Source organism: Alteromonas sp. 4NH20-0104, from assembly GCF_057547795.1.
Genome location: NZ_BAAJLP010000014.1, coordinates 1 through 13,025, shown reverse-complemented (window position 1 = coordinate 13,025; position 13,025 = coordinate 1). Strand labels below are relative to the sequence as shown.

Annotated in this window: 10 protein-coding genes; 1 reads left to right on the top strand and 9 read right to left on the bottom strand. The window is 50.3% G+C overall.

Annotated elements, in window-relative coordinates; translation table 11 throughout:
* Positions 1-4: 4 nt before the first annotated feature.
* The 9 genes from AC27IB_RS11480 to AC27IB_RS11440 form a co-directional block, all read right to left on the bottom strand.
* Entirely contained in the window at positions 5-703 is a 699-nt protein-coding gene (locus AC27IB_RS11480; protein WP_487120996.1) for a tRNA-uridine aminocarboxypropyltransferase, read from the bottom strand.
* 117 nt (positions 704-820) lie between these two features.
* Entirely contained in the window at positions 821-2,806 is a 1,986-nt protein-coding gene (locus tag AC27IB_RS11475) for a hypothetical protein (protein ID WP_487120994.1), read from the bottom strand.
* Positions 2,807-2,973: 167 nt separating this feature from the next.
* Positions 2,974-3,831 (bottom strand): alpha/beta hydrolase, encoded by an 858-nt coding sequence (locus AC27IB_RS11470; RefSeq protein WP_296045466.1) that lies wholly within the window; start codon positions 3,829-3,831, stop codon positions 2,974-2,976.
* Between the two features lie 157 nt (positions 3,832-3,988).
* Positions 3,989-5,887, bottom strand: a complete 1,899-nt coding sequence (locus AC27IB_RS11465; protein WP_296045468.1) for a family 43 glycosylhydrolase — start codon at positions 5,885-5,887, stop codon at positions 3,989-3,991.
* A 72-nt stretch (positions 5,888-5,959) separates the two neighbouring features.
* Positions 5,960-7,165, bottom strand: a complete 1,206-nt coding sequence (locus AC27IB_RS11460; RefSeq protein WP_487120992.1) for an aldose epimerase family protein — start codon at positions 7,163-7,165, stop codon at positions 5,960-5,962.
* A gap of 65 nt (positions 7,166-7,230) precedes the next feature.
* A complete protein-coding gene (locus AC27IB_RS11455; RefSeq protein WP_487120990.1) occupies positions 7,231-7,815 on the bottom strand; it encodes an HAD family hydrolase in 585 nt (194 codons plus the stop codon).
* 130 nt (positions 7,816-7,945) lie between these two features.
* Positions 7,946-9,445, bottom strand: a complete 1,500-nt coding sequence (gene araA, locus AC27IB_RS11450) for an L-arabinose isomerase (RefSeq protein ID WP_296045475.1) — start codon at positions 9,443-9,445, stop codon at positions 7,946-7,948.
* Between the two features lie 38 nt (positions 9,446-9,483).
* The gene (locus AC27IB_RS11445) at positions 9,484-10,176 is read right to left on the bottom strand and encodes an L-ribulose-5-phosphate 4-epimerase (protein WP_296045478.1); all 693 of its coding nucleotides are present in this window, start codon (positions 10,174-10,176) and stop codon (positions 9,484-9,486) included.
* A complete protein-coding gene (locus AC27IB_RS11440) occupies positions 10,173-11,831 on the bottom strand; it encodes a ribulokinase (RefSeq protein ID WP_487120987.1) in 1,659 nt (552 codons plus the stop codon). The genes AC27IB_RS11445 and AC27IB_RS11440 overlap by 4 nt, the downstream gene beginning before the upstream one ends.
* A 231-nt stretch (positions 11,832-12,062) precedes the next feature.
* On the opposite strand from AC27IB_RS11440, the gene tal reads away from it, so the two are divergent.
* Entirely contained in the window at positions 12,063-13,016 is a 954-nt protein-coding gene (gene tal / locus AC27IB_RS11435; RefSeq protein WP_296045485.1) for a transaldolase, read from the top strand.
* The last annotated feature ends 9 nt before the right edge of the window (positions 13,017-13,025 follow it).

Below are 13,025 nucleotides of genomic sequence, written 5' to 3'. Positions count from 1 at the left end.
TTTTTTATTCGCTCAAGCCCAACTCACCGGCACTCAGATGGTCAGTCAGGTGCGGTTTACCTTTAACATAAAAGTGCCTGAAGACATTAAAATAATGGGCCAGGGTCTGAGCCGCCTGCTCTTCGCCAACTAGTTTTAATACTTCCACGCCAACTTCTGCGGTGCATAACTGATGCGCATGAGCCGCTTCCCTCAACTTATACTCTGATTGCATTTGAGGCTGAATACCCAGTACCGGAATCTGCTGCAAATACTCACTTTTGCGAAACATTTTGCGCGCCTCGCGCCAGGTGCCGTCGAGCATTATAAACAAAGGTACTTTATTATTAGCCGGCACTGCGTGGACCCGCCGTGCAGGCTCCGCGTATTCGTGAGGAAAAATAATAAACGGCTGATAGACCGGGTTGTTTAGCAACGCCAAAATCTCAGCGGATGGTTCGGTGCGATGCCAGGTAAAGGCGTAGTTCACCTTTGCCACATCGGCAATCAGTCGCCCCGTATTGGTTGGTTTGTAACATTCGCCTTTGTACATCAAAAACACAAACGCACTGTTTGCCTGCGGCTCTGGCACATACTCACAAATACAATTGGCGGTTGGAAGCAAACAGTCGTCACAGCGTACGACCTTGCCACCGCGGGCCAGAAACGGGCGGGTTGAATGAACCAGCTCTCGCTGGCGCAGGGCTAAAACAGAATTATGCAAAGCATTGCCGGAATAAAACGAACAGGACTACATTGTATATGAGCCCTGCCCGACACTACCAGCAATGCTTAGTGGGTATTTTACCAGCGGCTGCCAGCAGTAAGCATAGTTTACTGGTTAGGCCAGCGGGTAGCGGGTTTCCAGGCTGTCGATGTCCACCACATTACCATTGCGATTGACCTGCCGGTACAAGCCGAGCTCTGCCGGCGAGACAAAACCTGCCGTCTGTTCAATGTCATTGAGACGCGCGCCCTGCGCGACTAAAAATGTCAGGTAGGTATGGCGTAACGCAGCCACTGAGAACTGATCCGGGTATGGCAGTCCGGCGTCGTGTGCAACGTTAATGATCATCTGGTCTAACTGACTGGCGTCCAGACGGCTACTCAATACCGTTGCTTCAGGGTCGCTTTCTGACTCGCACAATAAGCCTATGCACTCATTGGTCAGGTCCAGGGTCCGGGCAAAATCACCGTAGACCTTAAGTGCGCCCTTTTCTACCAGCACGTCCTGGTAACGCACTTCAGGTAATTCCTCTGGTGCCACCCCGCTAAGCAACAAGGCAATAACGACTTTACCGTCCCGGTTAGCGGCCCGGTAAAGCCCATGACAATCTTTTTCGCTAAGCAGCCGGGCATTGCTTACCGGTGATTCATGGCCTAATTGCATGGGTGCCTGCTGATGACCCAGCTGAGAGACCTTTTGTTGTTCAAGCGCCTGATGAGCGGCCATTTGCTGCTCCAGTGTCAGCCCCTGGTTAGGCACCACATTATAACTGGTAAAGGTCGGCGCAGGAGCTTGCTGGCGATGAATCGAGCTGAACAGCTGCAATGCCAGCAAACCAAGAATAATCGCTACCGCCAGCGCTATGGCAGAGTCCCGCCAGTAATGTGGCGCTATGGGGAAGTCCGGTTCAAAGGGTTGCTCCAGAATATTAATGGTGGGCTGCATAGGCTTTTGCACCTCTGCTTGTACCAGTTGATCCCGCAGCGTCTGCGATTGTAGTTGTAACTGCTCCAGAGCACCGTCGAGACGGGCGTATTCCTCGAGTTTCTGATTAAAAGCCTGGGCATCAAGCGACAGTTGTTTAAGTTCGTTTTCCAACTGCTGTTGCTTCTGCTGGGAAGAAGTCACTGTTCGTTTGAGCTCTTCCAGGTAGCGCTGCTGGCTTTCCGCCACCGTTTTATCGTAGTTGTTCCTTAGTTCCTCAAGCTTGCGCTTTTTCCCAACGATGTCCGGATCCATATCCATGTAAGTAGGCGTGAAGTTTTCCGCCAGCTCTGCCAGCTCCGACTGGATTTCAGCGATAACGGCATAAAGGCCATCCATGCGTGCTTTATCGGTAGGGTGAAAAACCATTTCACCATTGGCAATACTCTGACGGACCGTAGCCAGTTCGGCCTCAGCCTCGGCCTGCATGGACTCCGCTTCATCCAGTGCAGCCCCTTTACTTTTAATTTTCGCCAGAACGCGGTTTTCGTCACGCTCCAGTGAAACAATATTATTTTCTTCACCAAAGGCCTGCACGACTGCCCGTTGGGCGGTTATTTTGTCTTCCAGCGCGAGCATCTTTTCCTGCTCTGCGCTGATGGTTTCTTCAGTATTCGCGATGGTCTCTGCGGAAAGCTGCTGCAGATAAAGGCTTAGCCATTGTTCGAGTACCGGTTTTAATACCGTTTGGTCTTCACCGGTAGCAAACAAACTGATGATACGACTGCTGGTATTGGCCTCTGTGCTTAACATAGCGGCCAGTTGTTCCGGGCTAAGCGATAATGAATCGTAGGCTAATAATCTTGCACTCAGACCGTTAAACACGCGGTTACTGGTGAGACGCTGATTATTCAGCGTGATTTGCTCAACCGGGACGGTGCTTTGATCGGTGTTATGTTGCTGGGCATAGCTAAAATGAACGATAGCCTGACTCTGATAAATCTCTGAGCGAGACCAAATCCAGGCTAAAGCGGCGGCAAAAACAACCACAAAAGTGACGCTTAAAACTAACCACTTTTGCTTCTGCAGCTTTTTGGCTTCTTCCTCTGAACGCGTTTCTGCGTTACCTGCGACAAATTGTGATGGCGTCACTTCGACTTTGCCGTTAAATGCCATGTGTTATTTCCATATTCCAACGTAAATCCACCTGTCTTAAGCGACAAGGGGCGATTGCTTACCTGGCGGTTAGATTATCAGCTAATGTAGGGCGGTGCGACCACTATTCGGCGTGTGCCGTGTTCCTCTGACAGATTTTTACACCTGCAGTTGAACCAGCTAAGTGCTTACAGTCCGGCCACAAAAGTTTTATAGGCATCCACAGCGATGGGGCTCTTCATCAGCTTGTCATGACCAACGCCTTCCACCACCACGAGGTTTTTATTCTCGGCGGGCGAAACGCGATACAGTACCTGGCTGTATTTAGGTGGCGTGGTTAAATCTTTCTCTCCTACCAGGATTAACAGTGGGCCTCTGTAACTGCCTACCTGATAAGCGTTGTCGACGGCAGCCAGTTTTGGCGATAGTTTTATCCGCGTAAACCAGCCGGACCATCCCGGTGAGTTATCGTTGATAAGTTGTGAAAGGTTAACAATGGGCTTTTCAAGTACCAGCCCATCCGGGTTACGCTGCAAAGCAATGTTGGCCGCCACGGCACTGCCTAATTCGATGCCATGAACAATAAAAGGCTTATCATTGCGTAGCTTCTCGGCAGCAAAATCATAAATGGCCAGCGCGTCAGTCATCATCGCTTCAGGGTCGAGTTTAACGGGTTTGTCACTGATCCCCGCCCCCGGGTAATCAAACCAAATAACATTGGCCGGTATCGCACCGAACCGATGCACAATATTGGCCGACTCATTTATCGTCATGCCGTTGCCACCAAACAACAAAATATTACTTTTGGCGCCATGATAAAGTGCCTGAATACCACGCAGGGTATGTCCCTGCTCGCTGGTCAGGCTTACCGCTTTAAGTGCAACCGACATATCATCCTTAAAAGCCTGTTCCTTGAAACGGGTAAGGTTGAGCTTTTCGGTTTTGGCCGACTGATAAATAAGATTGCCCGGCGTGACATTAATCACACAGCCGGTAATGATGACAGCGATGACAGTAATAACGGAGGCTTTAATAAAACGGCGCATGCCTTTCCCTGGATAACCCTTAACTTCTTTAAGCGTATCAGTAAAACGGCAGAAAATCATGCAGGGTCATACATTTACTCTTACAAAGAAAGAAGGGAGAGCACCGCCCTACTCGGTACTCCCCCTTTGTACAACGCTTTTCTATAATCGTTATTACTTACTGTGGCTCACGCAGATGGAAAATCTGACAGCGTGTTGCCAAATCAGGCTGCTGCGCAATATTAGTGCCTTCAGCCAGGCCGCAATCGGTTAAGCCCAGCGGCAAACGCGTATAGCGGTTAAACAACATCATGCCGCCACCGTCTTTCGGTGTTAAACGCCATTGCGCCGTTTTCTCATCGCAACTGACCATACTGACATTGGCACCAGGCACTACCTGGTTTGCATCCACACCGACGCAGAGTTCGCTGTCGGCTTGTTGTTTCAGCGACAAATAGCCCGTATCGGTGGGTACAAATAACCAGCTTTGCTCAGCCTGATAATCAAAAGCCTGCTGTTCAATATTATTGTCACCGTTGACTGCCAGGGCCTTACCACTTTGCTGGTTCATCAGGGCCACTTCACCCACCGGGCGTAGTTGCCACTGGTTACAGGCGCTGTCGGTATTGTGTTGTAATACCGCCTGGTTAGCCGAGGCGGAACAACCAGCGACTGCCAGTGGTTTGCCCGAATAACGGTTAGTGAGGGTGACATTGCCGTCAATCCCGGCGGCTACTTTCCACTGCTGGCAATAGTTGTTGCGCCATGCCGCTGACTGCACACGGGCGTTATCGGCCGTGGCACAGGCTGCGACCTCAAGGAACTTGCTGTCTTCCCGGTTCGCCAGTCTGATAAAGCCATCGGTGGTTGAATCCAGTACCCACTGGCCATTAGTACCTGCGCACTGGCGCTGTACTGCACGGTTGTCTTCAGGGTCCGGCGAGATATCCAGACAAAGCTCACTGGTTGCGTTAACCAGTTGATAACGCTGTCCCTGCACGCGAGTCACCAGCGGGCCGTTTTCACCGGATGGTGGCGCTACTTCCACGCCCGGTGTTATTGGTTCACCAAATTGCGGCTCGCCACTCTCAGACCAGGTAAATTTCTGCGCCCGCAGTGAACGGGTAGCACTACAGCCATGCTCAACAGAGTCATTGCCGTGATACACCAACCAGTCTTCACTGCCATCCGGTGAGGTAAAGAAGCCATTATGACCCGGGCCGAATACCGTTTCGGTACGACTGAAAACAGGCTCCGGTGATTTGGTCCAGTGGTCCGGATTCATTGGATCGTTACCGGTTAACTCCAATAACCCGAGCTTATAATCCGGCGTATTACAGAAACTGGCTGAATAAGTCATGAAGGTACGACCGTTATGCTGCAGAATTTCTGCGCCTTCGGTTACCTTGCGACCGCTGATTTCCCAATCCAGCTCCGGCGTAGTCAGTACCGTGTGCTCCTGATCTTTCAGCGTCCAGGGGTTTTCCATTTCCGCAATGATATTGAGCTGTGTGTCGCCACGCCATTGGGAATAAATCACATAGAGCTTGCCGTTGTATTCCAGATAGTTGCCATCAATGTTCCACACTTCAGGCATTAATGCGCCTTTGTACTGGTATGGTCCCATGGGATCGTCGCCAACACTTTCCAACACATTGAGGTGCTGGTAATCCAGCGTACCGTCCTGCCCGGCGGTGTACATCATGTACCAGCGATAGCCGTTTGGCCCCTTCAGGCGGTGAAACTCGAACGCCCAAAAATTACAGCACCGCTCCGGGTCGGTTGACGACCAGACATTGACGGGCGTGGCATCAGCCAGACCGGCCAGTGTCGGTGACTTACGCATCACTAATTGCGACGTCCAGGTGGTGGTGGTCAGGTAATAGTTACCGTCCCAGTATTCCAGCCATGGATCCGCGCCATTAGGAAACAAAGGATTGGTAAAAATGCCCGATGCTTCAGTCGCAACACTGGCTTTGGTTTCACTGACGGCTTTATTGTCAGTGCTGTTACACCCGGCAAGGGAAGTCATTACCAACAGACTAATACCCAGTCGTTTCAGCGACTTTGTCATCATGATTTCTCTCTCTATCTGGTTACAGAACAGCCGCAGCGAAGCGGGTGTTTCGATTAAGCACTCAGCAAAGGCTTATTTTGTTTCAAAGGCGTATACGATACGGGTTGAGTAAACTTCACCGGGCAACAAAGTAGTGCTGGGGAAGTCAGCCTGATTAGGTGAGTCAGGAGAATGCTGCGGTTCTAAACACAACGCACCACGGAAAATATGCTGCTGCCCAAACCCTTTGGTCGCCCCTTCCAGGAAATTGCCTGAATAGAATTGCACCGCTGGCTCTTCTGTCAGCACGCGCAGCACACGGCCTGAAGTTGGCTCATAAACGGTAGCCGCTTCAATCAGTTCACTATCTACCTGTTCTTTTAACACGTAGTTGTGGTCATAACCTTTACCTAGCGCGAGTTGTTCATCGTCAGCCTCGATGTCGCGACCAATGGCTTTGGCAGAAGTGAAGTCAAAAGGCGTACCGGCCACAGGCGCTAATTCACCCGTGGGGATCAGGCCACCGTCCACCGGCGTGATATATTTACCGTTGATTTGTAACTCGTGATCTAAAATAGTGCCTTTGCCAGCCAGATTAAAATACGAGTGCTGGGTCAGATTCACTACGGTCGGTTTATCGGTAGTCGCAATAAACTGCATATCCAGCGTATTGTTGTTGGTCAGCCTGTAAGTGACCTCGGTAGTCAGTTCGCCCGGGTACCCCTGGTCGCCATCCGGACTAACCAGCGTCAGGGTAACCCCGGCACTGTTTGCCGTCGCGAAAGGTTCCATTTTCCAGACTTTCTTATCGAAGCCCTGTACCCCACCGTGCAGGTGATTATCACCATCATTGGTGGCGAGCTGATACTCAGTGCCGTTTAACGTAAACTTACCGTCTTTAATACGATTGCCGTAACGACCGATCAGAGCGCCGAAATAAGGATTCCCCTTTTCATACTCTTCAATGGTTTCCATTCCATAAACGATGTTACCAGGTTGGCCTTTGGCATCCGGTGTCACAATACGGGTAATAATGCCGCCGTAGCTGATCACTTCAACTTCAATATTATTGCTGTTTTTTAAGGTGACTTTTTCAACCGGTGTGGCATCGCTCAGCGAACCAAAAGCGCTGATAGTGGCGCTGGGTGTGGTAGTCATAGATTGTCCTTGCTTATTGGCCATCACCTGATTGGCACAGCCAAATGTCAGTGTTAATACTCCGGCCAGTAACCACTTGGCCTGTTTGCCGGAGCGGGAGAAAAACGCCGGGCGAGCCCCGGGAAAAGATAACAACGGCATGATTTACATTCCTATAATAATTTTTATACTTTTATATTACAATTAGCATAGGAAATGCAAGTTTATCAGACCTGAATTTCGCCGTCGTTAACCATAATACAATCCATTCCCGCATCCTGAGCAGCCTGGCGACCAATCTCAGTATCTTCAAACACAACGCATTTGGAGGGTTCGATGCCCATTTGTCTGGCGACGGTCAGAAACGTTTCGGGGTGGGGCTTGCCATGGGTAACGTCGGTAGCGGTAACCAGTGAATCAATTCGCTCGAGCAAGCCATGTGCAGAGAGTAAATGTTCAGCATGTGTTCGCTCTGCACCAGTACCAATACCAATCGCCATGTGCGGACGGTAATGATCAAACACCGCCATCGTCGATGCTATAACAACCGGTTCGAGGTTCATGGCTTCCCAGCTTTCCCGCTTAAATTTCGCCACTTCACTGGGATCGTTAGCCATGCCAAATTTTTCGTTTAACACCACAACGGTTTGCCGTGTGGGTACTCCGCCCAGCGAGTTCATATAATCAAGGTCAAACGGATAACCGTAGTGTTCACACGTAACCCGCCATGCTTCCATGTGCGCTGGCATTGAATCCACCAGCGTTCCGTCCATATCAAAGACGATCCCCTGATAAGCGCTTAAGTCGACCATGAATACTCCTAATCAATCTGTACAAGTCATAAAATAAAATCGCAATGTAACACGAGCTACCTGCGATTATATTACTATGACTGGTATGACAATGACGTTGGCTCACCTTTCAGATGAGCCAACAGGTCGATTAGAGACCTTGCTTCAGCTGGTAATAGGCAGCGTTGTAGCGTAATTCAGACTTGAAGTTACGCAGGTTGGTATCGCTGTCGATAACCACTGTCTCAACACCGGCCATATCGGCAAAATCCTCAATCACTTCTGATGTCAGTGCCTGACTATATGCGGCATGGTGAGCACCACCAGCGTGGATCCAGGCGGCCGCAGCCACTTCCAGATTTGGCTTAGGTTCCCATAGTGCAGAGGCAACGGGCAGATGTGGTGCAGATTCTGGCTGGTCCACGGTTTCAACTTCGTTAACCAGAATACGGAAGCGGTTACCCATATCAATTGGCGATACGTTAATGGAAGGACCCGCTTTGGCAGCAAACAGCAGACGAGGTACATCACACTTCACACCAATGGTGTGGCGGTGCAGCTCCAGACGCGGCTTCTTGCCGGCAATAGACGGACAGATTTCCAGCATGTGGGCACCCAGTACCTGATCCACTGAATCTGTGAAGTTATAGGTGTAATCTTCCATAAAGGAACAGCCGCCCTCAAGGCCCTGTGCCATCACTTTCATAGTGCGAACCATAGCGGCTGTTTTCCAGTCACCTTCACCGCCGTAACCATAGCCTTTAGCCATTAAGCGCTGAGTTGCCAGACCAGGCAAACCAGTTAACCCTGCCAGGTTTTCGAAACAGTTGGTGAATGCACCGAAACCACCGTCGACGAAGAATTTCTCCATACCCAGTTCCAGGCGGGCTTCTTTCATCAGGCGATCGCGCTGATAATCATCGGTCAGCAGTTCTTTGCTAACGTCGTATTCCTGATAGTAAGCATCCAGTTGAGCGGCTACGTCACCGTCGCTAACGCTGTTAACTACGTCAGCTAAGTCTTGCAAACCATAAGCATGCACTTCATAGCCAAAGGTAATCTGCGCAGCAACTTTGTCGCCTTCGGTTACCGCTACGTTACGCATGTTGTCACCGAAACGTGCCACTTTGAGTGACTTGCTCTCTGCCCAGCCTAATGCTGCACGGCACCAGCCGTCGATTTGCGCCACAGTTTTTGGATTCTGCCAGTGACCCACTACAACCTTACGCTCTTTGCGCATGCGGCTGCCAATGAAACCAAATTCACGGTCACCGTGAGCACTTTGGTGCGTATTCATGTAATTCATGTCGATGCTGCTCCACGGCAGACCGGCATTAAACTGAGTATGCAGGTGTAACCATGGCTTTTGCAGCTCGTTCAGGCCGGCGATCCACATTTTGGCTGGCGAGAAGGTGTGCATCCACAGGATCAAACCAACACAGTTGGCATCGCTGTTGGCCGCCTGGCAAACCTGATGGATTTCAGCTGCAGATTTTACGGTGTCTTTGTAAACCACTTTAACCGGCAGGTTGTTTTCGTTCAGGCCGGCAGCCAGTGCCTGACTGTTACCTGCGACTTCTTCAAGTACGCGAGGGCCGTAAAGGTGCTGAGAGCCGGTGATAAACCAAACTTCTTTTTGTACTGTAGTCATAATTCTGTCCTCTATTAATAAAGGGCTTGCAGGTAGAGTTACTCTTGGCCGTAGTAGGCGTTTTTACCGTGCTTGCGTAAATAATGTTTGTCCAATACGGCTTGCTTAAGCACAGCGGCATTGGGGTCTAAAGTCCTTGTGAGATAAGCCATTTTGGCAATCTCTTCGAGCAGCGCAGCGTGATATACCGATTGTGCTGCATCCTTACCCCAGGTGAATGGCGCATGGCCGGCAACGATTACCATCGGTGCTGCAGCCGGGTCGCGATCCACATAGGCATCAGTAATCTGAACCCCGGTTTCTTCTTCGTAGTCACCGTTTACCTGTTCATCGGTCAGGTCGCGGGTACAGGTAATTTCACCGTGTACGTAATCGGCATGCGTGGTGCCCAGGCAAGGAATGCTCTGGCGCGCCTGCGCCCACGCTGTGGCATACGTTGAGTGGGTGTGTGTTACACCGCCAATCGAGTCAAATGCACGGTAAAGATGGGTATGGGTTTTGGTATCAGAAGAAGGACGCATGGTGCCTTCCACGATGTTATTTTCCATATCCACAATAACAATGTCTTCGGGCTTCATCTGATCGTAAGAGACGCCGCTAGGCTTTATAGCCACCACGCCCTTATCCCGATCAACCTGCGACACGTTACCAAAGGTGTAAATCACCAGGTTACGGCGCTGAAGCTCCATATTGGCTTCAAACACTTCTCGTTTTAATTCGGTGTAGCTCATGCTTTACCTCCGCTCACGTAATCGCCCAGGGCCTGATAGTTTTGGTATAACTCATCGTAAATACCCACTTTCGATGCATCCGGTAAGTACTGTTTGCAAACAGGTGACGCCATTACCTGCTGAGCTTCGGCGACGGTTGGGAATTCGCCAGCCGCTACAGCAGCCATAATGGCGGCACCCAGGGCACAACTCTGCTCACTTTCCAGCACATCAATCGGACAATTCCAAACATCAGCGCAGGTTTGCATTACGTAATCGGATTTTTTTGAAATGCCGCCAATCACCACGACTGAATTAATGGGTACACCTTCCTCACGGAAGCGCTCAGTGATTGCCCGAGCGCCAAATGCAGTGGCTTCAACCAGTGCTTTAAATAACTGCGGCGCATCGGCGCCCATCTTAATACCGGTTAATGCCATGGAAACGGTTTGATCAGCGTCCGGTGTGCGACGGCCATTGACCCAGTCCAGCGCGGTAATATCTTTCGCGCTTACCGGCAGGTTGGCTGCTGCCGCAGACAAACGCTGCAAGGTAAGTGACTCAATTTTATCAACCAGCTCATCGGCGCCCGACTCCACCAGCTCATGTAGTAAATTGTTGGTTGGCCACAGCACCAGGTTTTTAAACCAGGCATACAGATCGCCAAATGCAGACTGACCAGCTTCCAGGCCAACCAGACCCGGAATAACTGAACCATCAACCTGTCCGCAAATACCGCGTACACAGGTATCACCAATGGTTTCATAAGAGGTCACGGTAATATCGCAGGTAGACGTTCCCATTACTTTGGTCAGAACACCTTCACGCACGTTAGCGGCAACTGCCCCCATATGACAATCGAAAGCGCCATAACCCACTTTAATGCCAGCCGGTAAGCCCAGTTTGTCTGACCATTCCGCGGTTAATTCACCGGCAACCTGATCGCTGGTTTGGGTAGCGGGATTCAGGGTATCTACCAGGCCATCTAACAGCGGATCTACCGAGACGAAGAAATCATTCGGCGGGAAGCCGTTCCACGCTTCGTTCCACATTAATTTATGCCCGGTAGCACAGCGGCCCATCTGTAACTGCGAAGGATGCGTGGTGCCACACATTAGTGCCGTCATCCAGTCACAGTGCTCTACCCAACTGTAGGTAGCCGCTTTAACTGCCGGATCCTGACGGAAAATGTGCAAGGCTTTAGCCCAGTACCACTCCGACGAGTAAATACCGCCCATATAAGACAGGTAATTCACATCGTTGTTGTTGGCAGCCTTGGTAATTTCACCTGCTTCTTTTAGCGAGGTGTGATCTTTCCACAACACAAACATCGCATTGGGGTTTTCACTGAATTCTTCAGTTAATGCCAGAGGCAGACCTTCGGCATTAATAGCTACCGGGGTAGAACCGGTTGTATCAAAGCTCATCCCCACAACTTTATCTGCCGTGCCAGCGGGTACTTTCGACCACAGCGCATTCACCACTTCGATCAGGCTATCCACATAGTCCTGAGGGTGCTGGCGGTACTGGTCTTTCGCCGGCTCGCAATAACGGCCCTGCGCCCAGCGGGGATAATTCACCATATGGCTGGCCAGCTCTTCGCCGGTAGTAACATCTACCAAAAGGGCTCTGACTGAATCAGAACCATAATCCAGCCCTAATGTATAACGAGACATATTTTTTATTCCACTCACTGCTAACAAAATTAGCCAATAAATTTTAATTGTATGATAATATCAATAATAGGCAAATGTAAAGGTAATATAAAATTAATATTAACAGTATAGCCGGTGAATAAATCGCCAGCACAGAAGTTGTTAAACGCGTTTCCATAATGCTGTTAAATGCCACTGACAAGGCCTGAAAAACTTAGTAACCCTTTGAATTTATTGAGAGTGGAAAGAACTATGACTACCCAGTTAGAACAGCTCAAATCTATGACAACCGTGGTTGCCGATACCGGTGACTTCGAAGCAATTGCTTTGTATCAACCACAAGATGCGACCACTAACCCGTCGCTATTGTTAAAAGCCGTACAAATTGAAAAGTACCGTCCACTGGCAATCGAAGCCGTAAATTGGGCGAAAGGACAGGGTGCTACCGATGATGTTGCAACCGTTGCTGCAGACAAACTGGCGGTATTAATTGGTGCCAAACTCATGGAGCAGGTGCCAGGTTATGTGTCTACCGAGGTCGATGCACGCTTATCATTCGACACCTTAGCCACGGTTGAAAAAGCTAATCATTTATTGGCTTTGTACCGCGATCAGGGTATCGACACCAGCCGGGTGCTGATTAAAATCGCAGCTACCTGGGAAGGCATTCAGGCGGCCCGCATTCTCGAAGAGCAGGGCATAAAAACAAACGTGACCCTGGTGTTTTCTTTTGCTCAGGCCCGGGCATCGGCCGAGGCTGGCGCTTTCCTTATCTCTCCTTTCGTTGGTCGTATTCTTGACTGGTATAAAGCCGACCAGCCAGACGCTGACTTTAACGGCGCTAACGATCCGGGCGTGCAGTCGGTTACCCGTATCTATAACTACTTCAAAGAACACGGTTATAACACTATTGTGATGGGCGCGAGCTTCCGCAACATCAGTGAGATTCAGGAACTGGCTGGCTGTGACCGCCTGACTATCAGCCCGGGACTGCTTGATGAGCTGGCCAATAACGATGCTCCACTGCCGCGTAAGCTTGCGCCAGTCGATGCACCTAAGGCGGCCGCAGCGGCCTTAACCGAGCAAACCTTCCGCTGGGATATGAACGAAGAAGCCATGGCTACAGATAAACTGTCGCAGGGTATTCGTCAGTTCGCTAAAGATCAGGTAACGCTGGAAACCATGCTAACCGAGCTGGCAAAATAAACCGTTCAC